At 62.0% G+C, this 25,360-nt stretch carries 28 protein-coding genes; 20 read left to right on the top strand and 8 right to left on the bottom strand.

The features are described from left to right. Window positions 1–99: 99 nt before the first annotated feature. Window positions 100–1,161 (top strand): glycosyltransferase family 4 protein, encoded by a 1,062-nt coding sequence (locus tag GJR98_RS12195; RefSeq protein WP_151138848.1) that lies wholly within the window; start codon window positions 100–102, stop codon window positions 1,159–1,161. Window positions 1,162–1,257: 96 nt separating this feature from the next. Continuing rightward, entirely contained in the window at window positions 1,258–2,364 is a 1,107-nt protein-coding gene (locus GJR98_RS12190; protein WP_151138846.1) for a glycosyltransferase family 4 protein, read from the top strand. Between the two features lie 21 nt (window positions 2,365–2,385). Here GJR98_RS12190 and GJR98_RS12185 read toward each other — a convergent pair whose 3' ends face one another. Continuing rightward, complete coding sequence (locus tag GJR98_RS12185; protein ID WP_151138844.1) at window positions 2,386–2,802, bottom strand: hypothetical protein; 417 nt, start codon at window positions 2,800–2,802, stop codon at window positions 2,386–2,388. Between the two features lie 79 nt (window positions 2,803–2,881). Beyond that, window positions 2,882–3,628 carry a DUF2797 domain-containing protein gene (locus GJR98_RS12180; protein ID WP_151138841.1) on the bottom strand — a complete coding sequence of 249 codons (747 nt, stop codon included), beginning with the start codon at window positions 3,626–3,628 and terminating at the stop codon, window positions 2,882–2,884. 182 nt (window positions 3,629–3,810) lie between these two features. Between GJR98_RS12180 and GJR98_RS12175 the strand changes: the two genes are divergently transcribed. Both GJR98_RS12175 and GJR98_RS12170 read left to right on the top strand, forming a co-directional pair. Then, window positions 3,811–4,950, top strand: coding sequence for a S8 family peptidase (locus GJR98_RS12175; RefSeq protein ID WP_151138839.1), 1,140 nt, complete (start codon window positions 3,811–3,813; stop codon window positions 4,948–4,950). A gap of 59 nt (window positions 4,951–5,009) precedes the next feature. Beyond that, window positions 5,010–5,363, top strand: a complete 354-nt coding sequence (locus tag GJR98_RS12170; RefSeq protein WP_151138837.1) for a BsuPI-related putative proteinase inhibitor — start codon at window positions 5,010–5,012, stop codon at window positions 5,361–5,363. Window positions 5,364–5,405: 42 nt separating this feature from the next. Here the strand turns inward: GJR98_RS12170 and GJR98_RS12165 are convergent, their stop codons facing one another. Both GJR98_RS12165 and GJR98_RS12160 read right to left on the bottom strand, forming a co-directional pair. Next, complete coding sequence (locus GJR98_RS12165) at window positions 5,406–6,341, bottom strand: NAD-dependent epimerase/dehydratase family protein (RefSeq protein WP_151138835.1); 936 nt, start codon at window positions 6,339–6,341, stop codon at window positions 5,406–5,408. Between the two features lie 75 nt (window positions 6,342–6,416). Beyond that, the gene (locus tag GJR98_RS12160) at window positions 6,417–7,313 is read right to left on the bottom strand and encodes an SDR family oxidoreductase (protein WP_151138833.1); all 897 of its coding nucleotides are present in this window, start codon (window positions 7,311–7,313) and stop codon (window positions 6,417–6,419) included. 122 nt (window positions 7,314–7,435) lie between these two features. Between GJR98_RS12160 and GJR98_RS12155 the strand changes: the two genes are divergently transcribed. From GJR98_RS12155 to GJR98_RS12125, 7 genes are all read left to right on the top strand, one after another. Then, on the top strand, window positions 7,436–7,978 hold the full coding sequence (locus tag GJR98_RS12155; RefSeq protein ID WP_151138831.1) for a tRNA (cytidine(56)-2'-O)-methyltransferase: 543 nt from the start codon (window positions 7,436–7,438) through the stop codon (window positions 7,976–7,978). 112 nt (window positions 7,979–8,090) lie between these two features. Continuing rightward, the gene (locus tag GJR98_RS12150) at window positions 8,091–8,621 is read left to right on the top strand and encodes a transcription factor (RefSeq protein WP_151138829.1); all 531 of its coding nucleotides are present in this window, start codon (window positions 8,091–8,093) and stop codon (window positions 8,619–8,621) included. Between the two features lie 3 nt (window positions 8,622–8,624). Next, window positions 8,625–9,302 carry a DUF2110 family protein gene (locus GJR98_RS12145; protein WP_151138827.1) on the top strand — a complete coding sequence of 226 codons (678 nt, stop codon included), beginning with the start codon at window positions 8,625–8,627 and terminating at the stop codon, window positions 9,300–9,302. A gap of 4 nt (window positions 9,303–9,306) precedes the next feature. After that, window positions 9,307–10,068, top strand: coding sequence for a DUF5803 family protein (locus tag GJR98_RS12140; protein ID WP_151138825.1), 762 nt, complete (start codon window positions 9,307–9,309; stop codon window positions 10,066–10,068). Between the two features lie 60 nt (window positions 10,069–10,128). Further along, window positions 10,129–10,824 (top strand): competence/damage-inducible protein A, encoded by a 696-nt coding sequence (locus GJR98_RS12135; RefSeq protein WP_151138823.1) that lies wholly within the window; start codon window positions 10,129–10,131, stop codon window positions 10,822–10,824. A 266-nt stretch (window positions 10,825–11,090) separates the two neighbouring features. Continuing rightward, window positions 11,091–12,155, top strand: coding sequence for an ATP-NAD kinase family protein (locus tag GJR98_RS12130; protein ID WP_151138821.1), 1,065 nt, complete (start codon window positions 11,091–11,093; stop codon window positions 12,153–12,155). Window positions 12,156–12,293: 138 nt separating this feature from the next. Next, complete coding sequence (locus GJR98_RS12125) at window positions 12,294–13,325, top strand: phosphate signaling complex PhoU family protein (RefSeq protein ID WP_151138819.1); 1,032 nt, start codon at window positions 12,294–12,296, stop codon at window positions 13,323–13,325. Window positions 13,326–13,335: 10 nt separating this feature from the next. On the opposite strand, the gene GJR98_RS12120 is transcribed toward GJR98_RS12125, so the two are convergent. Both GJR98_RS12120 and GJR98_RS12115 read right to left on the bottom strand, forming a co-directional pair. Then, window positions 13,336–13,779, bottom strand: a complete 444-nt coding sequence (locus GJR98_RS12120) for a DUF7528 family protein (protein ID WP_191965460.1) — start codon at window positions 13,777–13,779, stop codon at window positions 13,336–13,338. Window positions 13,780–13,916: 137 nt separating this feature from the next. Continuing rightward, window positions 13,917–15,122, bottom strand: coding sequence for an LEA type 2 family protein (locus GJR98_RS12115; protein WP_151138817.1), 1,206 nt, complete (start codon window positions 15,120–15,122; stop codon window positions 13,917–13,919). Window positions 15,123–15,312: 190 nt separating this feature from the next. Between GJR98_RS12115 and GJR98_RS12110 the strand changes: the two genes are divergently transcribed. From GJR98_RS12110 to GJR98_RS12100, 3 genes are read left to right on the top strand one after another with little or no spacing between them, the layout of a single operon-like run. After that, window positions 15,313–15,495: a DUF7525 family protein gene (locus tag GJR98_RS12110; protein WP_151138815.1), complete on the top strand. Its 183-nt coding sequence runs from the start codon at window positions 15,313–15,315 to the stop codon at window positions 15,493–15,495. 51 nt (window positions 15,496–15,546) lie between these two features. Then, window positions 15,547–15,771, top strand: coding sequence for a DUF7123 family protein (locus GJR98_RS12105; RefSeq protein WP_151138813.1), 225 nt, complete (start codon window positions 15,547–15,549; stop codon window positions 15,769–15,771). Between the two features lie 43 nt (window positions 15,772–15,814). Continuing rightward, window positions 15,815–16,246: an SRPBCC family protein gene (locus GJR98_RS12100; protein WP_151138811.1), complete on the top strand. Its 432-nt coding sequence runs from the start codon at window positions 15,815–15,817 to the stop codon at window positions 16,244–16,246. A 607-nt stretch (window positions 16,247–16,853) separates the two neighbouring features. Here the strand turns inward: GJR98_RS12100 and GJR98_RS12095 are convergent. Continuing rightward, window positions 16,854–18,380, bottom strand: a complete 1,527-nt coding sequence (locus GJR98_RS12095; RefSeq protein WP_151138809.1) for an aldehyde dehydrogenase family protein — start codon at window positions 18,378–18,380, stop codon at window positions 16,854–16,856. A 170-nt stretch (window positions 18,381–18,550) separates the two neighbouring features. Here GJR98_RS12095 and GJR98_RS12090 point away from each other — a divergent pair, with 170 nt between their 5' ends. Further along, the gene (locus GJR98_RS12090; RefSeq protein ID WP_151138807.1) at window positions 18,551–19,282 is read left to right on the top strand and encodes a helix-turn-helix domain-containing protein; all 732 of its coding nucleotides are present in this window, start codon (window positions 18,551–18,553) and stop codon (window positions 19,280–19,282) included. Between the two features lie 69 nt (window positions 19,283–19,351). Here GJR98_RS12090 and GJR98_RS12085 read toward each other — a convergent pair whose 3' ends face one another. After that, window positions 19,352–20,191, bottom strand: a complete 840-nt coding sequence (locus tag GJR98_RS12085) for a proline dehydrogenase family protein (RefSeq protein WP_151138805.1) — start codon at window positions 20,189–20,191, stop codon at window positions 19,352–19,354. A 183-nt stretch (window positions 20,192–20,374) separates the two neighbouring features. On the opposite strand from GJR98_RS12085, the gene GJR98_RS12080 reads away from it, so the two are divergent. From GJR98_RS12080 to GJR98_RS12060, 5 genes are read left to right on the top strand one after another with little or no spacing between them, the layout of a single operon-like run. Next, window positions 20,375–21,694, top strand: a complete 1,320-nt coding sequence (locus GJR98_RS12080) for an ABC transporter substrate-binding protein (protein ID WP_191965490.1) — start codon at window positions 20,375–20,377, stop codon at window positions 21,692–21,694. 52 nt (window positions 21,695–21,746) lie between these two features. Then, window positions 21,747–22,688, top strand: a complete 942-nt coding sequence (locus GJR98_RS12075) for a branched-chain amino acid ABC transporter permease (protein ID WP_151138801.1) — start codon at window positions 21,747–21,749, stop codon at window positions 22,686–22,688. Continuing rightward, the gene (locus GJR98_RS12070) at window positions 22,685–23,782 is read left to right on the top strand and encodes a branched-chain amino acid ABC transporter permease (protein ID WP_151138799.1); all 1,098 of its coding nucleotides are present in this window, start codon (window positions 22,685–22,687) and stop codon (window positions 23,780–23,782) included. The genes GJR98_RS12075 and GJR98_RS12070 overlap by 4 nt, the downstream gene beginning before the upstream one ends. Then, on the top strand, window positions 23,779–24,588 hold the full coding sequence (locus GJR98_RS12065) for an ABC transporter ATP-binding protein (protein WP_151138797.1): 810 nt from the start codon (window positions 23,779–23,781) through the stop codon (window positions 24,586–24,588). The genes GJR98_RS12070 and GJR98_RS12065 overlap by 4 nt, the downstream gene beginning before the upstream one ends. Next, window positions 24,585–25,322: an ABC transporter ATP-binding protein gene (locus GJR98_RS12060; RefSeq protein WP_151138795.1), complete on the top strand. Its 738-nt coding sequence runs from the start codon at window positions 24,585–24,587 to the stop codon at window positions 25,320–25,322. The genes GJR98_RS12065 and GJR98_RS12060 overlap by 4 nt, the downstream gene beginning before the upstream one ends. The last annotated feature ends 38 nt before the right edge of the window (window positions 25,323–25,360 follow it).

The raw sequence follows: 25,360 nt of genomic DNA, 5'->3' as shown, positions 1-25,360 counted from the left end.
CGGGAGAGTGGCCGAGACATAGGCGTTCCGAACCATCGGAGCGAACCGAGTGACCGCGAAGCCGGTAGGGTCAAATCCCGTCCGGAAGAAACGGCGAGCGTGCGCGTACTGAACTATCTCGAGTTCGCCTCGCAACTCGAACGGAGCGGTATCGGGACCTCCACCGACCAACAGCGGGCGGCACTGGCGACGACCGACGTAGACGTCGTCACGTCCCCGTGGCCCGACTCCCCGCTCTCTGCTGCTGCCAGCGTCGCGCGTGGCGACTGCGTCTTCCGCGACTACGACGTCGCCCACTGCAACCTCATCGGACCGGGGTCAGTCGCCGTCGCGAGACACGCGAAGCGAAACGATATCCCCCTCGTCCTCCACTCGCACGTCACCCGAGAGGACTTCGCCGAGAGTTTCCGTGGGTCGACCGCCATCGCACCGGCCCTCGGGAAGTACCTCAAGTGGTTCTACTCGCAAGCAGACGTGGTTCTCTGTCCCTCCGAGTACACAAAGCAGGTCCTCGAATCCTACCCAGTCGACGCGCCGATTCGCCCTATCTCGAACGGGGTCGATGCCGAGTCACTCGACGGGTTCGAAGCGTTCCGTGACGAGTACCGAGAGAAGTACGACCTCGACGGGATGACCGTCTTCGCAGTGGGCAACGTCTTCGAGCGAAAGGGACTGACGACGTTCTGTGAAGTCGCCAAACAGACCGACTACGACTTCGCGTGGTTCGGCCCGTACGACACCGGACCGCACGCCTCGAAGAAAGTCAAATACTGGGTCGAGAACCCACCGGAGAACGTCACCTTCACCGGCTGGATAGACGACATCCGCGGCGCGTTCGGCGCAGGCGACGTCTACCTCTTCCCCACGAAGAACGAGAATCAGGGCATCGCTGTCCTCGAAGCGATGGCCTGTGGAAAGGCCGTCGTCCTCCGTGATATCCCCGTGTTCGAAGAGTTCTACACCCACGGCTACGACTGCCTGAAGTGTTCGACCGACGAAGAGTTCCGTCGCGCGCTCGAACTGCTCGGACAAGACGCCGACCTCCGCCGCAGACTCGGCGAGAACGCGAAACAGACGGCCGCAGAACACAGTCTCGACCGCGTCGGCGACCGACTCGTCGAGACGTACGAAGACGTGCTCTCCGGCGCGCTCGCCAACTGAGCCGACGACAGCCGGCACTCGACCGTTCTTCGCGACAGGCTCACACGCCAGCGGAAAGTCACAACAGTTTATCCCATTCGCCTCACAGCACCCGCTATGCAGTCGGTCGCCGCCTTCACCGACACGTACCTGCCGACCGTCAACGGCGTCACGTACACGATTCAGACGTGGCGCGAGCGGTGGCACCGCCGCGGCGGCCGCATGGATGTCGTCTTCCCGAAAGACGACGAGTACACGCCCGAGTCGGGTGAGTTCCCCGTTCGGAGCCTCCCGTTCCCGTTCTACGAAGGCATGCGAGTCGGCGTCCCGCGCATCCCAGACGCCGTCGAAGACGCCGACCTCGTCCACGCCCACACACCGTTCGGCCTCGGCTTGGCAGGCCTTCGACTCGCACGCCGGCGCGACCTACCGTTCGTCGCAACCTACCACACGCCGACGAGCGAGTACGCCGAGTATCTCAGTTCGGTCGGTGCCATCGAACGCGGTGTCGAACGAACCGCCGAACGTTACGAACGGTGGTTCTTCGACCGTGCCGACGCAGTCATCGTCCCCAGCGACGACGCAAAGCGGCGTCTCATCAGCGAAGTCGGTGTCGACGCCGAAATCGTCGTCCTCTCGAACGGCATCGACATCGAGCAGTTTGCGCCAGCCGACGGCGACGGGTTCCGACAGCGATACGACCTCGGAGACGGCCCACTCGTCGGGTACACCGGACGACACGGCTACGAGAAGAATCTCGACGAACTCATCCGTGCCGCGTCGGGCCTCGACGTGACACTCGTGTTGGGTGGTGACGGCCCCGCCCGTGACGAGTTAGAGGAACTCGCTGCCGGCCTCGACGTCGATGCACGATTCCTTGGCTTCTTAGACCGCGAGGAACTACCGGCGTTCTACTCGTCGCTCGACGTGTTCGGCTTCCCGAGTCCGGTCGAGACGCAGGGCCTCGTCGCGTTAGAGGCCAACGCCTGCGGGACCCCGGTCGTCGGCGTAAACGAAGGGGCACTGGAAGACACCGTCGTCGATGGCCGGACGGGATACCACTACGAGTCGGGCGACCTCGACGGGTTCAAACGTGGAATCGAGCAGGCGCTGGCAGAGCGCGAGGAACTGAGTGCGCGATGTCTCGAACGCCGCGACGAGGTGAGCGTCGAACACTCGGTCGACAGACTCGCGGCGCTCTACGACCGACTCGGGAGTCAGTAAAAGACCGACTGGGAAGCCGCGTTAGTCGCGGTTTTCGAGTGCGTCGGCGATGCGGCGCAGTTCGCGGTTCACGTCACGGACTTCGTCGCGGAGTTGTCGGACTTCGCGCACGAGGGCCTCGTTGTTGCCGCTTTCCTGGTCTGCTTCGCGCTGCGCGCCGGGACCGCCGCCCATGCCGCCAGGGCCGCTGGGACCGCCGCCCATCATGCCGCTCATCATCTGTGCGAAGGGGTTACCGCCGCCCATGCCACCGGGGCCGCCGCCCATACCAGGGCCACCGCCCATCATCTCTTCGGGACTCGGTCGCTCGCCTTCTTCGCGCTCTTTCTCACGCCGCTTTCGAATCTCTTCGACCCGCTCGCGGAACGACTTCTCTTCTTCGCCGTTTTCACCGTCGTCGGGTGCCTGCGTCTCGTCTGCGGGTTCGTCGTCAGCCATGCTCGCGGGTTAGCCGTCCATCCGGAAAGTGCTGACGGTCTCTCAGAGGCCGTCAGTCGAAGGTGCGAACCGCCCGCCCTCACCCGAACGCGCCAAGGCTCGACTGGAGGTTTCGGTCCGTTCCGCCGCGTTCGAGTTCATAGCCGACCAAATTCCGCATATCGACGGCGTAGGTTGTACCTCCGTTGTCGATGACGAGCACGCGACCTTTGCTGCCGCGAACCGTCCCCGTCGCGATGGTCTCGGCGAGCGGTGCGTCGGTGAGGTCGAATCCGTAGTCGAACTCGAACGTGTCGATGGGGTCGAAGTCGGCGAGCAGTTCGTTCCACGCCGTTTCGTCTACGTCGCGACCGAAGCCCGAAATCTTGGTCGGCACGCGGACCCGGTCGACGAGCGTCTGTGCGAGTTCTGCTTCGTACTCGCGGGCGACGCGGCCGTCAGAGAAGGTCCGAACGTGTGCCGCACGGTCTGCTCCCTGCTCACGGAGGCGTGTTTCGAGTCGCCAGAGGCGGGTGACGCCGACTTTGAACGTGTTGGGAGCGAACGCGGCGAGATAGACGGCGTGGTCTTCGTAACAGTCCATCTCGTCTTTGAGACACGTCCCCGTGCACTTCGCACAGACCCACGTACTCCGGTGGTCGTCGCAGTAGGGCGCACGCTCGTTGAGGCACGAGAGGTGGGTGTCGTCGTGTATCGTGCCGGCGCAGTGGCGGTTTTCGAGTCGATAGTCGAGTTCGGTTCCGGGTTCGAGGTCGACCGAATCGAGGCCGTCGCTCGTACTGACAAAGAGGGCGGGCGTCCCGGTATCGTAGCCGACGACCTGCACGAATCAGGGTACGAATCGATGGTAGAAAGAGTCCTCGCTCTCGGCCAGTAGCGCGACGAGTCTTGCGATACAGTCCGCATCTAGTTCGATGATTGATAGTATATACTAGCTCTACTTTTCAGTCTTGATTTAAACATTCTGCCATTAGAATTATGACAGTATGGCACACTTTCACGTTCGTCATGGTATACCGTGGCGGAAAGACACGACGTGACGTACTGAAGGCGGCCGGCGCGGCCGTCGCGACGACCGGCCTCGCTGGAATGGCGTCAGGGAAACCGGGGGTCATCGAGGTCAACGTGGGCTACAGCGACGCAAGCGGCAAGCGCGCGGCGCTGGCCGAGGCGAACGAGGTTGTCCGGGAGTTCAACTTCGATGCGGTAACGGTCCAGGTCAACGAGAACGCGATTGCAGGGCTGCGAAACCGCCCCGACGTGCGCTACGTCGAGGTGAATGGAACGATGCACGCGCTCGCCCAACAGCTCACCTGGGGCATCGACCGCACGGACTCGGAAGTCGCTCACGCGAACGGTGACACCGGGGCGGGGGCCGACATCGCCATCCTCGACACCGGAATCGACTCGGACCACCCCGACCTGCAGGCGAACATCGGCGCAGGCAAGGCGTTCGTCAAGTCGAGGGGGAAATACGCGGAATCGTGGGACGACGACAACGACCACGGTACCCACTGTGCGGGTATCGCCAACGCCGCCGACAACAGTCAGGGCGTCAAGGGCGTCTCGACCGAAGCGACGCTCCACGCGGTGAAAGTGCTCGACAAGCGCGGTTCAGGGAGCTTCTCCGACATCGCCGCTGGAATCGAGTACACCGCCGACCAAGGGTGGGACGTGGGGTCGATGAGTCTCGGTGCCTCGTCAGGGTCGCAGACCGTGAAAGATGCCTGTACGTACGCTGACGACCGTGGCGTCTTCCTCGTCGCCGCGGCAGGCAACTCCGGGCCGTGTACGGACTGTGTGGGGTACCCCGCCGCGTACAGCGAGTGTATGGCGGTGTCCTCCTCGGCGAGCGACGACTCGCTGTCTGGGTTCTCCTCGACGGGGCCCGAGGTCGAAATCATCGCGCCCGGGACGGACATCTACTCCACGGTTCCCGGCGGCTACGACACCTTCTCGGGCACGTCGATGGCGACGCCGCACGTCGCCGGTGCCGCCGGGCAGTTGATGGCCAACGGCTACACGAACAGCGAAGCTCGCTCGCGGCTCAAGAACACGGCAGAGGATATCGGACTCGCGTCGAATCAACAGGGGAGTGGCCTGCTCGACACGGCCGCCGCCCTCGGCTACGATTCGAGCGACAACTGACTCCCTGTTCGATAGCACCGACCTGTAGTTTCTTTTTCGTGGCGACCACACGCAGCGGTATGGACGACACGCTCGATGCCACGCTGACAGTCGCTCCGGTAGCCGACGGTGTGTCGCTGACGCTGACGGTCGAGAACCAGGGACAGGCTTCGCTCGACCTCTCGTTCGCGAACGGCCAGCGCGCGGAGTTCGTCGCCGTCGACGACGACGGTTCGGAAGTGTGGCGCTGGAGCGACGGGCGGGCGTTTTCGATGGCGCTCGGAAGCGAGACGCTCGCGCCTGGCGAGTCGGTCGCATACGAGGCCGAGTGGTCGTCGCCACCCACCGGCGAGTACGAAGTCACCGGATCTCTGGCAGCCAGCGACGCAGACGCATCCGTGACGATGGCGGTCGTCGTTCCCGAGAAGGAGTGAACGGCGAAACTGGGCGACTAGGCGACGGTATCGCCTCGGGTCTTAGGCCAGTTCTTCGTAGAGTTCTTCGGCGGCGCGGCGGACGGCGTCGTCGCTCGACCCGTCAGGTTCCCAGCCGAGTGCGGAGAGTTTCTCGACGGAGAGGCGCATCTTCGGCACGTCGCCAGTCCATCCGCGGTCACCACCGGTGTACTCGTACTCGGGGTCCAGTCCCATCACGTCGGCGACGATGTTCGCGATGGTCGTCACCGAGGTAGTCGTCCGCGTGCCGAGGTTGTAGACGTTGTAGTCGCGTTCGGCGTTCTCGACGACGTGGCACATCGCCTCGACGCAGTCTTCGACGTGGAGGTAGGACTTCTCCTGTCGACCGTTACCGAGGATTTCGAGCGTCTCGGGGTCTTCCAGCAGTTTCTCGATGAAGTCCGGAATGACGTTCCCACGCTGTTTCGGGCCGACGATGTTGGCGAAGCGGTACATGTAGACCGTGAAGTCGTACGAGTGTGCGAACGTCGAGAGGAGACCCTCGTCGGCGAGTTTCGAAGAGCCGTAGATGCTGATGGGTTCGAGCGGGGCGTAATCTTCCGGCGTTGGACGCGGTGCCTCGCCGTAGACCGTCGACGACGACGTGAAGGCGATGTTGGTCACGCCGACTTCCTGCATGCGTTCGAGGACGTTGTACGTCATCTCGGTGTTCTCTTCGAACAACTGCCGCGGGTTGTGGTAGTTCGTGTCCGTGTAGGCCGCGAAGTGGAAGACGATGTCGACATCTTCGGTGACGACGGTGGCCACATCGTCGGGGTCCGTCATGTCGGCCTGGACGAACTCGACGCCGTCGGGGACGCGCTCACGAGTGCCTTTCGACAGGTCGTCCGCGACGACGACGTCGTTGTCGTCCGCGAGGTGGGCAGCGATATGAGAACCGACGAGACCAGCGCCTCCGGTCACGAGGACGCGCTTGTCAGAGAGTGCTAACGACATGGTACAGAAGATTCAACGGAGTGGTAAGTCCGTTTCCCCTCGGCCATCCGAGCGGGGGTTCAAAGTCGCAGTAACTCACGACCACGAGATTCCCGTCAGTTCCTCACTCAGGTCCCACAGCTCTCGGGCGAGTGTGTCGTCTGCCGCAGTGGCCGATGGGTCCGCGGGGGCGCACTCGGAGAAGTACTGTCCAGAGATGCCTTCGACCGCAGGTGACGCCGAGAGGTAGACGGACGTCGCCGCGCCAGTCGCGGGCGTCTCTGCGAACCCGCCGACGAGTCGCTGGGGCAAGAATGCGAGCAGTCCCACCCCGAGACGGACGGGAAGCGATGCCTCACGCCAGAGGTGACTCGACGGGACGAGACCGGGGTGACAGCAGTTCGCCGTCGGTCCATCGAGTCGGCGCGCGAGTCCAACGGTGAAGAGGATGTTCGCAAGTTTCGACCGGGCGTACGCGTCGAGGCCATCGTAGTCGTCCACCGTCGTCACGTCGAACGTTCCGTCGGCGCGGTGATGTACGCCGGAAGAGACCGTGACGACACGACCATCGTTCGGCAACAACTCGTGGAGGTCGTGGGTGAGGACGAACGGCGCGAGGTGGTTGACGGCGAACGTCTGTTCGACCCCGTCGGAGGTCAGGTGCCCCGCAGAGAAGTGTGCGCCGGCGTTGTTCACGAGGATATCGAGACGGTCGGTTCGGTCTCGAATCTCGTCGGCGAGGTGATGGACAGTGTCGACGTCCGCGAGGTCGGCGCGGAAGAAGACGGCGTCACCGCCTGCATCGTCGATGGCTGACGCGACCTGTCGGCCAGCGTCTCGGTCGCGCCCGTGGACGAAGACGGTCGCGCCGAGTCTCCCCAGTGCGAGTGCCGTCTCACGACCGATACCCGAGGTGGACCCGGTGACGAGTGCAGTTCGCCCCGAGAGGTCGACGCCGTCGACGCCGGCGTCAGCCTCCGGTCTGTGACTCATAGTCTGCGGTGGGTCGCCATCGGTGATAAACCTCTGGCGGCTGTGGGGTCGCGGCGATGGGGCCGTCCCGACGAGAGCGACGTTCCGAAAGCACCACTTTCCCCCGTCGTCTTCGAAGAGGCATGCAAGACGAACCCGAAGTCGCCGTCCTTCGGTACGGGCACCGACCGGGACGAGACGACCGGATGACGACACACGTCGGCCTGACGGCCCGAGCGCTCGGCGCCGACCGAGTCATCTTCCCCGACAACGCGGGGCAGTCGCTAGAGACAGTCGAAGACATCACAGGCCGGTTCGGCGGCCCGTTTACGGTCGAACTCACCGAAGGCCTCAACGGCATCATCCGCAACTGGGAGGGCAAAATCGTCCACCTCACGATGTACGGCGAGCGCGTCCAGGACGTCGAAGCCGACATCCGCGAGGCACACGCCGAAGAGCCACTCCTCGTCGTCGTGGGTGGCGAGAAAGTTCCCTTCGAAGTGTACGACGAAGCCGACTGGAACGTCGGTGTCACGAACCAACCACACTCGGAAGTCGCTGGTCTCGCGGTGTTCCTGGACCGCCTGTTCGACGGCCGCGAACTGGACCGTGAGTGGGAAGACGCCGAGAATACCGTCATCCCGATGGCGACGGGGAAGAAGGTCGTGCCGGCCGACGAGGAGTGAAGGTCGTCACGGTGGACGAGGCGTAGACGGGTCGAACGTCACGCCCCCGGGCAGTTCTCCGTGTGCGCGAGAGTAATAAGACTTAATGGCGTTCCTGACGCCAATTTCGACAATGGCTTTTGAGGAGTTACTGAACGACCCTGTTATCCAGAAGTACCTCCACGAGTTGGTTGGGCCAACGGGGATGCCAGTCGCAGCGGCACCCCCAGATGGTGAGGTCACCGACGAAGAACTCGCCGAAGAGCTCGGCTTAGAGCTCAACGACGTTCGTCGCGCCCTCTTCATCCTCTACGAGAACGACCTCGCGTCGTATCGTCGCGTCCGCGACGAAGACTCTGGATGGCTCACCTACCTCTGGACGTTCCACTACGAGAATATCCCGGAAAACCTCGAAGAAGAGATGTACCGACTTCTGGAGGCGCTCGAAGAGCGTCTCGACTACGAACGCAACCACGAGTTCTATCTCTCTGAACCCGCCGGTATCCGCTTCGAGTTCTCCGAAGCGATGGAACTGGGCTTCCAGTGTCCCGAGACCGGCGCACCACTCGAACCGATGGACAACGCCGACCTCGTCGACGCGATGGAACGGCGCATCGAAGAGCTTCGAGACGAACTGAACGTCGAAGTGACGGGTACGAACTAATCGATGGTCGTACTCGCAACAAAGTGCTACATCGACGGCGAGGCCCGTGAACGCGCACTCGACAGTCTCACGTCGCTCGTCGCCAACGACATCGGTGGCCTCGACGTCGACTACGACATCGGCGTCCGCGACGACGGCTTTATCTCGGTGACCATCTCGGGTGACGACGAAACCGTCGCACGGAACGTCCTCCGCGAGGAGTGGGGCGAGGTCACGCCGCACCTCACCGCCGGTGAGACGTACGTCGGAACGCTCGAACACTGGGACGACGACGGCTTCGTCCTCGACGCCGGACAGGAGATTCGCATCCCGACCGAAGAACTCGGCCTCGGCCGCGGGTCTGCAGTCCAGATTCGTGACCGGTTCGGTCTCGTCCAGCACATGCCGATTTCTTTCGTCTACGGCGGTGACGACGAGCCATCTCGGTTGGCCGACGACACCGTCGACACACTCTACGACTGGACTCGCGGAAGCGGCCGCGTCAACGTCAACAGTGCGACTCGCGGTGAGGTTCGCGCGACGGTGAACCGCGCCGGACACGCGAACGACATCGTGACCGTCGAACGACTCGGTCTCCTCGAACAGAGTATCATCTGCAAAGACCAGACCGACCCGCCGGGGCTCCTCGCGAGCATCGGCTCGTATCTGCCGTCGGAACTCAAGGCCGTCATCGGACAGTAAGACGATGAACAGGCGACTCCTCGTTGGCGTTGCTGGACTCGCCCTCCTCCTCGTCACCGCGGGGTGTCTCGGTGGCACGTCCAGCGTCTCGAACGACCGACTCGACACCGACCCCGACGCGTCGTACGCGTGGGACGCCGAGACTGACGCCCACATCACCGTCCAAGAGAACGGCCGATTCCGTGCGGTGTACGAGGTAAACTCGTCGTCGGTCGAACTGTATCGGTTCGATGGCTTCGGCAGTCGGACGCCGCTCTCAGTCGAATCGCTCCGGTACCAGTATCCCAACGGGACGGTGGTGAACGGGAGCGAACTCAAAGCCCGTGGTGGTGACGTCACCCAGAACAACCGAATCACGAACGTCACGCTTCCATCGGACGCCGACAGCGACGGGAAACTCGCCTTCACCTCTTCGTCGACGCCGAAGCGATTCTCGCTTCCCGTCTTCGTCGAGGGGTCGTACGAGGTAATCTTGCCGCCGGACCGCCGCGTCGACTTCCCAATCTTCGGGTCGGTCCGCCCGCAGGGCTACCAGACGGAACTCGTCGGCGACCAGTTGCACATCACGTGGAACAACGTGTCGGACGGGAGCGTCGTGGTGCAGTTCTACCTCCAGCGTGACCTCGGCATCTTCGCTGCTGTCGCTGCTGTCTCGCTCCTCATCGGTGGAGCCGGAATTCTCTACTACCGCCGGCAAATAGAGGCGCTTCGCGAACAGCGCGAAGAACTCGGTCTCGACGTCGAAGGCGGCGACAAGAAGCGATAGCCGTCACCGAAAACCGCCGGGGCGGACGCCTTTTTGCCTGTCACGACTCTAGGTTGCCCTATGCAAGTTGCCGTCGTCACTGTGGGAGACGAACTGCTCGCAGGAGACACCCAAAACACGAACGCGACGTGGTTGTGTAAACAGTTGACCGAGCGTGGGGTGTCCGTCCAGCGAGTGACGACGCTCCCCGACGACATCGGCGACATCGCCCGCGTGGTCAACGAGTATCACGCAGAGTACGATGCTGTCGTCGTCACCGGCGGACTTGGCCCCACGCACGACGACGTGACGATGGACGCCGTCGCCGCCGCGTTCGGCCGCTCGATGGAGCGACACGAAGAAGCCGAACTCTGGCTGGAGACGAACGGTGGCTACTCGGCCAAAGAGTTGGTCGAAGGAACGACAGACCTCCCTGCCGGGGCGCGGATGCTTCCGAACGACGAGGGCGTCGCACCCGGCGCAGTCGTCGGGTCTGTCTACGTCTTGCCGGGCGTCCCCCGAGAGATGAAGGCGATGTTCGACAGAGTCGCCGACGAGTTCGCCGGGGAACAGACGTACGTCCGGTTCGTCCACACATCTGAACCCGAGAGTTCACTCATCGAACGCTTCGAGGCAGTGCAAGCGCAGTTCGACGTCACTGTCGGAAGCTACCCCGGCGACCACGTCCGTGTGAAACTCGCTGGACGCGACGAGGCCGCCGTCGACGCGGCGGTGGCGTGGCTCGAAGAACGAGTCGACCTGTTCGAAGAAGCGTAGACCGGTCAGCGCTGGAGGTACCAGAGCCATCCGGCGGTCATCAGGATACCCACGAGGAGCACAGTTGCGGCCGTCTCCGACATCGGCAACACCTGTTCGGACATTTCTAACGGAATCATAGGTGACAATTGCTCCGTCCCATTCTTAAACAGTGAGGTTCCGGCGACAGTCAATCAGCCCAGAATACACGATGGACTGTGGTGACGTCGGCGACCGACCACCTCGGCATCGCGGTGTTTTTGCCACGGGCGTGGATTCGTTTCAGTATGCGAATTGGTCTCGTCGTCAACCCCGTCGCGGGAATGGGTGGCCGAGTCGGGTTGAAGGGTACCGACGGAAAGGTCGAAGAGGCCCGAAAGCGGGGTGCCAAACCGCGAGCACCCGACCGTGCCACGCGGGCGCTCTCCCAACTGTACGACGCCGCTCCCGAGACTGAGCTGTTGACGTGGGGTGACCCGATGGGTGCCTCTCTCGCTCGGGACGTCGGGTTCGACCCTGAAGTGCTGGGAGAGACGACCGGTGACGAGACCACGGCCGCAGACACTGCTGCAGCAGTCACGGCGTTCGTCGATGCCGACGTCGACCTCGTGTTGTTCGTCGGCGGAGACGGCACGGCGGCCGACGTTGCCGACGCCCTCGATGGGAGCGACGTTCCGATGCTCGGCGTCCCTGCTGGCGTGAAAGTCTACTCGTCGGTCTTCGCCGTCTCGCCAGAAGATGCGGCGGTCATCGCGACGACGTTCGAGCGGACCGAGGCCCGGGAAGTCATGGACATCGACGAAGACGACTACCGCGCCGGCGAGGTCCACCCAGAACTCAGGGCAGTCGCCCACGTCCCCGTCGCCGAAGACCTCCAGTCGTCGAAGCAAACGAGTAGTGGAACGGTCGAAGCACTCGCGGCGGGGGTCGCCGACGACATCCGGGCAGGTACAGGCGTCACGTACGTCCTCGGCCCCGGAAGCACCGTGGGCGCTGTGAAAGCCGAACTCGCCATCGACGGGTCGCCACTCGGCGTCGACGTGTATCGTGACGGCGAGGTGCTCGTCCGCGACGCGACAGAAGCAGAGATTCTGGCGAACCTCGGAGACGAGAACGTCATCGTGGTCACACCGATTGGAGGCCAAGGGTTCATCTTCGGCCGTGGCAACCCACAGCTGTCACCTGACGTGATTCGCCGCTGTGACGTGTCCGTCGTCGCCTCGCGGTCGAAACTGGACACGATTCCGGTCCTCCGCGTCGACACCGACGACACCGCGCTCGACGACGACCTCCGCGGCTGGACGAAAGTTCGCGTCGGTCGCGTCGAACGACGGATGATGAAAATCGAGTGAGGCACACGTCACCGACAGGGGAACTCTCCAGACACCTGCTCTAGTATGGGTCAGTGTGTGAAAGGAAAGTTCCAAATCATTGTTCACTAAGGTTGGCATATAGTGGGATTTAAGGTCATTGAATGGCTGTCACTCTCCATGGAAACCCGGAAAGTCCAGCGTCTCGGTCCCTCCACGCTGGCGATGACGTTGCCAGCGGAGTGGGCCAAAGAACACAACGTCGACAAGGGCGACGAAGTGTCCATTCGTACGAGCGGCAAAGGTACCCTGACTGTCCTCCCGGAGTCGGTGAGCAACGAAGATTCGAAGGCGACTATTCGCGCTGACAATCTGAACGCAGAGGCACTCGAACGCGCAATCGTCGCACAGTACGTCCTCGGGCGACGCGTCATCCACATCGAAAAGAGCGAAGGCGCGCTCGACTCCGACCACATCAACGCCGTCTACAAAGCCGAGACACAGCTCATGGGTCTCGGTGTCATCGAGGAGACGCCCGAGCGAATCGCGATTCGCTGTTCGGTCGACGCCGAGGACTTCACGCTCGACAACCTGCTCGAACGACTGGAGAACACTGGCAGTACGATGCGCGGAGAGGCCGTCAAGGCGCTCGCACACGGGAACCCTGACCTCGCACAGCGGGCCCTCAACCGCGAGCGACAGGCGAACAAGATTTTCGTCCTGTTGCTTCGCCTCATCTTCACCTCGTATCAGAACCCGAACCTCGCACGCGCCGTCGGCCTCGACTCTGGGTTCCCGCTCATCGGCTACCGTGCCGTGGCGAAGAACCTCGAACTCACCGCCGACAACGCCGAGGATATCGCGAACATCGTCATGGACGCCGATGGCCACACCATCGACGTCGACCAGTCCACGATGCGGCGCATCCGTGAGTTCACCGACTCTGTCGACGAAATCACGAACACCGCCGTTCGGGCCGTCGTCGAGCGCGACTACGACCTGACCATCGAGTGCCGCGAACTGTACCGAGAGATCGGTGACCGCGAGCGCGACATCCTCAACGACCTTCCGGAGATGGAGAACAAGAAACTCCTCCAGATTCGTGAAGTGCTCGTGAGTCTCCAGCAGACTGCACAGTACGCCATGCGGAACGCCGAAATCGCGGCGAACCTGGCGCTCAACGAAGAGTCAGAACACGTTACGCTCGACTGAGGGGGTCGCCTCAGTCGGCGACGATTTCTACTTCTTTCCGGCTCTCGACGGTCTCAGACTGCTTCTCGCCAGTCAGTGGGTTTCGACTCGCGATACGGCAGTCGAACGCTGGGTGTTCACCCAGATGCCGGATAATCATGTGGCGACGTGACCCGGTGATACCGGTCCGGCCGACGTCTTCTGCGGTAAACGTCTCGGGCAACCGGTCGTACAGGCGGCGCAGTTCCTCGAAGCTGGCGAACACCTTCGCGTTGCCAGTCGAGTCGGCGCCACGTCTGGAGACGACGTAGCTTCCGTCCTGTCGGTACTCACCGGCAGTCCGGAAGAACTCACGTTTCTCGGTCAGCGCCGAGCCGATGGCTTCCTGCAGGTCGGCAGCAGCATCACGGGACAGTTCACAGGTCTGGCCGCCGATCGTGAGGACGATGGATTCGTCGTCGCTCTCGACGGACACAGGGTTCTCATCACGGGAGAAGAACTCGATCAGGAGCGTGGGTACTCCGATTCATACTCATTGGTATCGTGGCCCCAGTTAAAGACTTGTCGGCTGAGCCAGAAATCACCAACGGATTGTCGGTATCGGCCGGCTAATTACAACAATCCGTCGTCAGTCGTCGTTCCGCCCGAATCTGTCGTCGTTGGGGTCGGAGTCGGTGTTGGCGTTGGAGTTGGAGTAGGCGTCGAAGTCGTGGTTTCCGTGTTCGACCCCGACTCGGTCGTCGTCTCGCCGGAGTCAGCCGTCGTCGTCTCACCGGATTCGGTCGTCTCTGACTCCTGTGACGTGGTCGTCTCGTCCGAAGACGTGCTTTCGGACGAGGAGTCGCCCGACGTACTCGTGTCAGCACTCGATTTGGTGCCGAAGATATCCGTCTCGAACGTCTTTTCGTAGGTTAGCGGGTCGAGCGGGACGGTGAACGTCGTGCCGCCAGCGTCGAGCTTCGCGTAGAAATCGATACGAAGGTCGGTGGTCTGATTCCGTTCGAGGTGGGTCACCCACCACTCGTCGAGGTTCTCGTTTTCGATGTACGTCGTCGCCTCGATGGTCTTCGTCGACTTCGCCGGGATGACGTACTCGGAGTTCGTCGTCCCCTCGCCCACGTCGACGTCGTTCATCGAGATGTTGTAGCCGAGTTCCGAGACGGCAACGGGGTACGATTTGGGGTTGTGGACGACGAACGTGAGTTTCAGTTCCGTGCGGTCTTCGGTCGCGTTGCCCCACTCGGCGCTCGTCTCGTTGATGTACAACACGGGGTCAGAGACGACGGCGGAGTTCGCGTTCACTTCGCGAGTCTCCGTGGAGTTGAACGCCGACAGGAGGTCCGTATCGATGCTGCGGGAAATCGCCGGTGCCTCGAAGGTTTTCCCGAGCGTGTCGGACGTGACGTTCGCGTCTACGCGGAGGTCCGTGTGCTCGTCGTTTCGAATGTGCGAGACCCACCACGCGGGGATGCGCTCGTTGTCGAGCGTCGTCCGGAGAGGAATTGCAGTCTCGCCTTTGCCGATGGAGACGCCGGCTTTGTCGCCGTTGGCCATCTCGAGACTGTTCATGTACACCGCGTAGTCGACGCTGATACCCGAGAGGTTCGCCGAAATCGGGTTGGGGTTCTCGACGTTGACGTCTGACTCGATGACGGTCGTCGTCTCGTTCACGTCTGCGAATTGGTTGTCGACACCGTCGACGCTCGGTGCACCGAGGACGCCCATCGCGAAGGCACCCCCGACGCCTCCTCCAACGAGGAGGAGTGCGACGAGTGCGATTCGGAGTTTACCGCCGAACAGCACGGATGTGATTCCCATCGTCGTGTGACACGAGGCTACTCGTACAAATGTCGAACGGCCGAAGACGGCGTCGTTGCGTGGTTACAGACCACACAGTTTCGGACGAACACAGGAACGTGTCACGTCGGGAGTGAACACGTCGGTGGCACCGACTCACGCGGCACGCGCTGTCGAATGAACTAAGTGCGCACCCGTGAAGTTCGTCGATATGGAAACCAAGACGGTGCAATCCGACAAGTCAATCGGCTTTGCGGCGTTGTTCGGCGTGCTCACGCTCGTCGGTGCAGGGCTGATGATTGCTGGACCAGACCAACTGACGCAGGCGATTGGCTTTGCGTTCGCAATTATCGCCGCTTCGTTGGCTGTCTCCGGCGTCCACATCTTCCAGTAGCGTAGAATACAAGTAACCGTTAAGAGCGCACATTCCCTAGACGTGGCGAGGATGACCGAGTACACCGACGAGGAACAACGCATTATCGCATACCTCCGCGATAGCGTTAGCCGCGGAGAGGGGTACTTCCGGGCGAAAAACATCGCCGAAGCGATTGGTCTGACCGCGAAACAGGTAGGTTCCCGTCTCCCCCAACTGGCTGAGAAGTCTGAAGATGTCGAAATCGAGAAGTGGGGACGTGCCCGCTCGACGACGTGGCGCGTCACGCTAAGCTAAACCGATTCAGCGGGTTTTTACTATCGAGGTGTGACGATATCTCATGACCGTCCGCGTGAAACGAACGTTCGAGTTCGACGCCCCCGGCGAGGACGTCTGGGAGTTCATCGCTGACCCAGCGAAGCGAGCCGGAGCGATTAGTGTCGTCGACCGATTCGACGTCGCCGCAGACGGACGCCACGCGACGTGGCACCTCGAGTTACCGATTCCGCTCGTGAGCTCGACCGTCAAAGTCGAGACCGAAGACGTCACCGTCGAAGAGCCGACGCACGTCAAATTCATCGGCCGGTCTCGCGTGATGCGAGTCACGGGCGAACACACTATCGAAGAAACTGACAGCGGGTGCCGGCTCGTCAACGAGTTCGTCGTCGACGGCCGACTCCCGGGTGTCGAGACGTTCTTCGAGCGGAACCTCGACCGCGAACTCGACAACCTCGAAGCGGCGCTTCGGCGGGAACTCGAAGCGACTGCGTAAGCCGGGTATTCTCGCGTTCTTGCGGTGCGCTATGTAGTGTTACGGTGGGTTTATACACCATGGCTCCTTAGCCCAAATCGCCGACGCAATAGGCGCTTTTCTCGCCAGACGTCGGCGACTCCACATCCGCCGCACTCGCTGCAACGTATCGGGGTCCGTTGTAGCATCCAACGACGTGGCCACGTCGTTTCACGCCCCCAAGCCCGGAGGGGGCGTCACCCCTCGCCTCGTCTCACTCCGCCAACTGGTGACACGAGCATGGCGGGAGGCAGATTGCCTCCGCCTTTTGGACACTGACAATCCGAGTGAGAACACTGTGTGTCGACCACGTACCGTCTGGCGGTCAGTGAACCGATCGTTACGACGGGTTTTTCAACGAGCGTATCGCAGTTTCGTACGAAGCAAGAGATTTGCGACGTAGGATACCGGAAATCTCGCGCTTCAATACTTCAGACGAGCAGTGTACCCCAGTCGACTAACGTGATTCGAGAGCGACGCGCTCGTCCTCAGTGAGCTATCGATATATCACGTACAGAACTGCGATGGGAGTAGACGTACCCAAAAAGTGGTTCGTACCGATTCGAGAGTCGGGGCCGAACGCGAGGCCTTACTCTTCGTCTTTCGTCTTGATGTCCGCAGAGAGACCCTGTGCCATGCGAATCTCCTTGGAGTTGTTGAGCGTCCACGCGGTGCGCTCGGTGACTGCCTCGATGATTTCGCGGGCCGACGGGTAGCCGTTGCCGGACTTCTTCACGCCACCGAACGGCAGGTGAACCTCGGCACCGATACACGGGAGGTTCCCGTACGCGAGGCCGACTTCTGCGTGGTCGCGGTAGTAGTTGATCTGGCGGTAGTCCTCGGAGATGATGGCGCCGGCGAGCCCGTAGTCGGTGTCGTTCTGAATCTCGACTGCCTCTTCGATGTCACCGGAGTACTTGAGCAGGGCGACGTGGGGACCGAAGACTTCCTCGTGCGTGCAGCGCAGGTCTTCTTTCGCGTCGGCCTCGTAGACGAACGGACCGACCCAGTGACCGTCTTCGTGGCCCTCTGGAATCTCGTCGTCGTCGAGTTCGGTGCGGTCGACGAGGACGTTCACGCCTTCCTTCTTCGCGAGTTCGGCGTAGCTTTTGACCTTGTCGAGGTGACCTTCCTCGATGAGGGGGCCCATGAAGGTGTCTTCGCGGAGCGGGTCGCCGACGGAAACGTCCTTGGCGAGTTCGACGTATCGCTCCTTGAACTCGTCGTAGACTTCCTCGTGGACGACGAGACGCTCGGACGAGACACAGCGCTGGCCGGTCGTCTTGAACGACGACATGACGGCGGAGTGAACGGCGATGTCGAGGTCCGCCTTCTCCGTGATGACGATGTTGTTCTTGCCACCCATCTCACACGCGGCGAGTTTGCCGGGTTGCTGGGCGACCTTGCTCGCGACTTCGTGTCCGACTTCTGCGGACCCGGTGAAGAGCACCGTGTCTACGCGCTCGTCGTCGACGATGGTGGCACCGGCGTCGCCGAAGCCCTGTACCATGTTGAACACGCCGTCTGGGATGCCAGCGTCTTCGAACATCTCGGCGATAATCTGCCCACACCACGGGGTCTGTTCGGCAGGCTTCCAGACGACCGTGTTCCCTTCGACGAGTGCGACGGCCATGTGCCAGAACGGAATTGCGACCGGGAAGTTCCACGGCGTGATACAACCGATGACACCGCGAGGCTTCCGGCGCATGTAGGCGTCTTTCGCAGGAATCTCGGAGGGGACGACGTCGCCCTTCGGGTGACGGGCGTCGCCAGCAGCCCATTCGACCATGTGGTACGCCTCGATGACGTCGGCACGGCCCTCGCTGATTTCCTTGCCACACTCTTTGGTGACGATTTCGGCGAGTTCGTCGGTGCGGTCACGCAGTTCGTGGTAGATGTCCCACAGGTACTCTGCACGCTCGATGTGCGAGAGTTCGCGCCACTCCTCGAACGCTTCGTCGGCCGCTTCGGCCGCGACGTCGATGTCTTCGGGGGTTCCGCGTCGGAACGTCGCCAGCGTCTCACCGGTGGCCGGATTCTCGCTTTCGAACGTCTCCTCACCGGAGCCGTCTGTCCATTCGCCGTTTATATAGTGTTGATAGACGTCCTGCGCCATGCTGGTGATATTTGCGGAACTTACATTAATAACCCCGGCACCTCCCATGGGAGGTATCCCACCCTCTCATCCAAACACCGGCCGAGTGACAGCGTCCGATTCGAGTCAGTCAGCTGTCATTCATTGTGCGCATAGACAACGTCTTACAGTCGGCCACACTACGCCGCCGTATGAGCGAGCGCATGGCAGGACAAGGCACGCGCTTGACGCTCGACCTCTGGCATCCGAACTGCTGGGCGATAGAGGCAACGAGTGAACAAGACGGAGGGATTCTCGCACACGCGATTTACGACGCACCGACGGGCGAGATTGCACGGGAGAACGGGCGAACGAACGGCCTCTTTACTGCGTACGGCGACTCAACCGAGGAAGTTCAGACACTCCTCGACACCATCGCCGACTCGGAATTGACCGGCGACGTGCTGGAGTTGCAAGAGCGGTTCGACTCCCGGGGGAAGCAGGGGACACCGGGGTCTGTCGCACGCGAGTTCTTTCTGGAGTACGACCCCGGAGATATGATAAATCCGTATCTCCTCGAACAGGGGTTCATCCACAGCGCCCCCGCACGGATACAGGAGGGACGTGAACTGTGGCAAGTCTGGTACGCCGGTGAACGGAGTGAAATTCGAGACCGAATCGCGACCGTGATGGACGAGAGTGGTGCGGACATCCGTGTCCAGTCTATCACCTCGGCAGAAGGCGCAGAACCCGAGCGTGAGCAACGACTCGACACGCTCACGCAGAGTCAACGACAGGCGTTCGAACTGGCCCGTGAGGAAGGCTACTACCGCTGGCCACGCGAAGTGTCGACCAGAGAACTCGCGTCGATGCTCGATATCTCGAAGACGACGCTGCTCGAACACCTGCGGAAGGCCGAATCGAAACTGCTCGACCCGCAGTAGCCACTACGATAGCACTAGGGTCGACTGCATTCTCCCGTCTCAGACAAGAGTCGAACGTGTGAACGTCAGTTACACTCCGACGACTGCACGGAGCGCGAACAAGGCGTTCTCCTTGCGCTCACGCACGCGCCGATAGAAGTATTGGAACCACTTGTCGCCGTAGGGGGCGTACTGCCAGACGTCGACGTCGTCTGCTGCGAGTTCGCGTTGTGCGTCTTCGCGGACGCCCATGAGCATCTGAATCTCGTACGACGTGCCGTACTCGTCGTGGAGGTCACGTGCGTACGAGAGCATCTTGGGGTCGTGACTCCCAACGGCGACTCCGTCGTCGAACTCGGCGAACATGTACTCGAGCAGCTCTTGGTACACGTCGTCCACTTTGGATTTCTTCTTGTGAGCGACGGACGCAGGCTCGTTGTACGCGCCTTTGACGAGTCTGACCTTCCCGGGGACGTCGGCCAGTCGTTCGAGGTCGTCTGGCGTCCGCTTCAGGTTCGCCTGCACGCAGACACCGACGTTTCCATCGGTCTGATGACCGAGTTCTTCGAAGGCGTCGAGTGTCACGTCGGTCGTCGTGTGGTCTTCCATGTCGACCCAGACGAAGACGTCTTCGTCGTTCGCGGCCTCCACGATTCGGTCGAGGTTCTCCCGGAAGACACCATCGCTGATGTCGATGCCGATTTGCGAGGGTTTCACAGAAACACAGCCATCGATATCTGCCTCGCTGATGTCGCGGACGAGCGAGACGTACGCCTCGGCGTCGGCGTCGGCACCTCGTCGGTCACTGTAGTGTTCGCCGAGTAGGTTCAGTATCCCCGAAATTCCCTCACGGTTCAACGACTCAACGCGCGAGACCGCACTATCGGCCGTCTCACCCGCCACGAACTTGTTCGCGATGGGGGGTATCATCGGTCTGCTCTTGTGAGAGTCTCACCCTAAAGGGAGAGCCTACCAAATTAATCTGACTATTTGGCCGTGGAATTTACTGAGTTCTCACGCCCGTCCCCGAAAAATCCCCCAATACCGACCATGGACGGTCACAGCTATATTTACCACAATCCGCGAGAAGTCCATGTTATGCCACCACAAGACATTGACCGCAGAACGTTGCTGAAATTATCCGGGCTCTCACTCGTCGGAGCGACTGCTGGCTGTCTCGAAGGTGAAGAAGAACCAACCACCACCGAACAATCGGGCGGCGGTGGCGGTGACAGTGGCGGCGACAGCGGTGGAGAAGAGACGACGGCCGAAAGCGACGACAGTGGAAGCGGGAGTTCCTCGTACACCATCGGGATGGTTGACTCGCTCACTGGGTCGCTCGCACCGTACGGCGAGCGCAACACCCGTGGCCGCGAACTCGCACTCGAAGCAGTCAACGAAGTCGGTATCGGCGACGGCGCGACGCTCGAAATCTCCGTCGAAGACGACGAGAGTACGAACCAGGGCGGTGTGAACGGTGCACAGAAACTCGTCAACCAGGACGGCGTTCCGCTTCTCATCGGGTCTGTCGGGTCCGGTGTCTCAATCGCCATCCACGACAGCGTCACGAACGACGCCGGCGTGGTACAGATCAGTCAGAACAGTACGAGCCCCGAACTGACGTCGCGTCCGAACCTGAACCGCATGAGTCCGTCCGGTGCGGCGAAGGGGACTGCCCTCGCCAACCTCGTCTACGACGACGGCCACGAGAACGTCGCAGTCACGTGGATCAACAACGACTACGGGACCGGCCTCTCCGACGTGTTCGCAGAGACGTTCGAGTCTGAACTCGGCGGAACGGTCTCCTACAACGAACCCCACGACCAGGGTCAGTCGTCGTACAGTGGTATCCTCACGGAGATGGCCTCGACGGACGCCTCCGCGTGGGTGTTCATCACGTACGCCAACGAGTACACCGTCATGGTCAACGAAGGGTTCGACCAGGGCTACAACACGGCAGTCGACTACTACGGTGCAGAGTCGACCGTCGCCGACTCCATCATCGAGAACACGCCGGAAGGCAGCATGAACGGCATGAAGGGTATCACCGAGAGTGCCCCACAGGACCAGGAGAACTACCAGAACTTCGTCTCCGCGTTCGAGTCGGCCTACGATACGACGCCGACGGTCTGGTCTGCGTACGCCTACGACGCCGTGACCGTTGCCGCACTCGCTATCGAGGCGGCCGACGAGTTCACGGGTGATGCACTCGCGTCGGTCGTCCGCGACGTGACCCGTCCGGACGGCGAAGAAGTGTTCACCTTCGAAGAGGCCGCCGCGATTCTCAAAGACGGTGGCTCTCCCAGCGACATCAACTATCAGGGTGTCAGTGGTCCTGTCGACCTCAACGAGAACGGTGACCCGCCGGGATTCTACCAGATTTACAGCGTCGAGAACCACGAGTACGTCTTCGGTGACTACATCACCAGCTAATCATGCACGCACGGACCGCGCGCCAACCGTCGGATAAGGAGGGCCCGAAGCGGTGATTCCCCTTCAGATTAGCCCCTTCCAATACGTCGTCAATGGATTGGTGTTCTCGAGCATCATCGTGCTCGCGGCCATCGGCCTGTCGTTAGTCTACAGTATCGCAGACTTCGCGAACTTCGCGCACGGCGACCTGATGACCGTTGGCGCGTTCTCCGCACTGTTTTCGGTGTCGTTCTTACAACCAGTGCTGGGCGACGTGGGTCTCTTCGGCCTCCCACTGTGGTTCTTCCTCGCCCTCGCGTTCGGGATGCTTTCGGCTGCGGTCATCGCCGTCCTCACGGACCGGTTCATCTACAAACCGATGAAAGGGTCCGGGTCGATTGGCCTCCTCATCACGAGTATCGGGGTCGCGCTCGTCTATCGGGCGTCGGTGTTCCTGTCGTTCGGTTCCGACTCTGATCGCTACGGTGTGGCGCGACAGGGGCCCATCCCGTGGGTCCGTGAGACGTTCGGTGTCGCCGTCACGCCGCGGAACCTCGTGGTCGTCACGCTTGCGACGGTGCTCGTGGTGGCCCTTCACCTGACGCTGACGCGGACGACGCTCGGCCGGAAGATGCGTGCCACCGCGGACAACGCGGACCTCGCACGCATCAGTGGAATTCGAACGAGCGAAGTCATCCTCGCGATGTGGCTTATCGGCGGCGCACTCGCCGCAGCAGGTGGCGTCTTCCTCGGACTCGAGGAACTCGTCCGGCCCCGCATGGGCTTCGACATCCTGCTCATCGTGTTCGCAGCAGTCATCCTCGGCGGTATCGGGTCGGTCTACGGTGCCATGCTCGGTGGCCTCGTCATCGGGATGGTTCACGAACTCGTCCCGCTGTTCAACCAGTGGGGTATCCTGCCGGTTGGTTCACGGTACGCCGCCGCCGTCGCTTTCGTCATCATGGTCGCAATCTTGCTCGTCAAACCGAGCGGAATCGTGGGTGAGAGCGGATGAGCGTCACGTCCTGGGTGAGCGACACCCTCGTCCGCGACCCGTCTGAGCGTCGCATCTTCGCCGTGCTGGGCATCGTCACCGCCCTGCTCGTCGTCGGTGTCCTCACCGGCGTCGTCGGGTTGAGTTTCCTGTTGTTCCAGGTCTCGCTCGTCGGGATGTACGCCCTGCTCTCGCTCGGACTCAACGTTCAGTGGGGCTACGCTGGGCTCATCAACTTCTCAGTCGCCGCGTTCTGGGGCCTCGGTGCCTACTGCGCTGCGCTGTTGACTGCGCCCAACTCTCCCCTCGGACTCGGCTTGCATCCTATCTACGGCTTCGCCGCCGCAATCGTCGTGAGCGCGCTCGTCGCGTTGCTCATCGGCATCCCGACGCTGCGGCTCCGCGAGGACTACCTCGCCATCGCCAGTCTCGGGTTGGCAGAAGTCATTCGCCTCATCATCCTGAACGAGCGCCAGTGGACCGCCGGGTCGAGCGGTATCAGCGGTATCCCCTCACTCCTTCCGTGGTTACCACTCACGAGACTCGCGACGACTGCGAGCGTCGTCGTCGTTCTCGGTGTGCTCATCTACCTGTTCCTTCGGCGCACCCACCGGTCGCCGTGGGGCCGTGTCCTTCGGACCATCCGGTCCGACGAGGACCTCGCGAAGGCACTCGGAAAGGACACCTACCGGTTCAAGATGCAGGCGTTCGTCCTCGGCAGCATCATCATGGCGGTTGCCGGGGCGTTCTACGCGCACCTGAACCTCTACATCGACCCCTCCGACCTCGTCCCCCTGACGACGTTCTACATCTGGATCGCCGTCATCCTTGGTGGGACCGGGTCGAACCGCGGGGCGGTCGTCGGCGCCGCCGTCGTCATCGCCATCCGCGAGGGGACGCGGTTCCTCAACGACGTTCCGGCAATCGGGTCGCTGGGACTCGACGTTGCACCGCTTCGCCTCCTGTTCGTTGGCGTCCTCATCATCCTCATCATGCGGTTCCGCCCAGACGGACTCCTTCCACCGAAGGACGAACTCATCTGGCCGGCCGCACGCTCGGACTCGTCCACCGCGAACCGTGGTGCTGCCGTGTCCGATGGAGGTGAGGACCAATGAGCGAAAACGGCGTCTACGAGGGTGCAAACCTCGGAAAAGACGACGTGGTGTTGAAGACGGTCGGGCTGGAGAAGGCGTTCGGTGGCCTCGTCGCCACCGACGACGTCTCTATCGAGGTCGAACGTGGAACCATCACGGGGATGATTGGCCCGAACGGCGCCGGCAAGTCGACGCTGTTCAACCTCATCTCCGGATTCTACGAAAACGACGCCGGTCGGGTCATGGTCAACGGGACCGACGTGACCGAGATGGAACCGCACGAACGCGCCCACGAGGGACTCGTGCGAACGTTCCAGACGCCACGGCGTCTCGAAGGGATGTCCGTCCGCGAAGCGATGCTCGTCGGCCCCGGACCACAGGCCGGTGAGTCCATCTTCTCGCTGTTCTTCTCGAGTGACGAGGTTACTCGCGAAGAGCGGGCGAACATCGAGCAGGCGCGCGAACTTCTCGAACGGTTCGAGATTGCACACCTCATCGACCAACCGTCGACCGAACTCTCCGGTGGACAGTTGAAACTCGTCGAGTTGGCACGCGCCTTCACGACGAACCCGGACATCTTGCTGCTCGACGAACCGGTCGCCGGGGTCAACCCGACGCTGGCGAACGACATCAAACGGTTCATCCGCGAACTCAACGAGGAGGGCCAGACCTTCCTCATCATCGAACACGACATGCCCTTTATCATGGACCTCGCCGACCCCATCATCGTCCTCGACCAGGGGAAGGTGCTCATGGAAGGTACGCCGGACGAAGTCCGCACGGACGACCGAGTCATCGAAGCCTACCTCGGAGGTGCCGGTCCATGAGCAACCGAGCACTCGACGTGGAAGGCGTCGACAGTGGCTACGGCGAGGTGCAGGTCCTTCGTGACCTCACGTTGCACCTCAAATCCGACGAAATCGTCTGTATCATCGGCCCGAACGGGGCGGGGAAGTCGACGGTCCTCAAGACCGTCTTCGGACTCCTCAAACCGTGGAACGGGACGGTCGAACTCGACGGCCGCGACATCGCGGGCGAAGAGCCAGAAGACCTCGTCCGAATCGGGATGGGATACGTCCCGCAGGTCGACAACGTGTTCTCGTCGCTCACGATCGACGAGAACCTCAAGATGGGTGGCGTCGCTCGCTCGAGCGGCCTCCAAGCACGTATCGACGAACTGTACGAGCAGTTCCCCATCCTCGACGAAAAGCGATCCGCGAAGGCGAAGACACTCTCTGGCGGACAACGTCAGGTGCTCGCGTTCGCTCGCGCCCTCGTCATGGACCCAGACGTGCTCCTCATCGACGAACCGTCGGCAGGTCTCGCACCGAACATCGTGCAGTCGGTGTTCGAAGACGTACAGAAGGTGAACGAACTCGGCACGTCGGTGTTGATGGTCGAACAGAACGCCCGCGAGGGCCTCGCCATCTCCGACCGTGGATACGTCCTCGACCAGGGGACCGTCGCCTACGAGGGCGACGCCGACAGTCTCCTCGACGACCCCGAAGTCTCGCGTCTCTACATGGGTGGCGCAGACTACGAGGGCGTCGAAGGACAGTAACACACGTTTCCACGACTCTGTCGTGGCTTTTTTCCAGA

It is taken from the genome of Haloferax marinisediminis (assembly GCF_009674585.1).
In the GTDB taxonomy this organism is placed as follows: Archaea; Halobacteriota; Halobacteria; order Halobacteriales; family Haloferacaceae; genus Haloferax; species Haloferax marinisediminis.
This window is presented reverse-complemented; position numbering and strand designations above follow the sequence as displayed.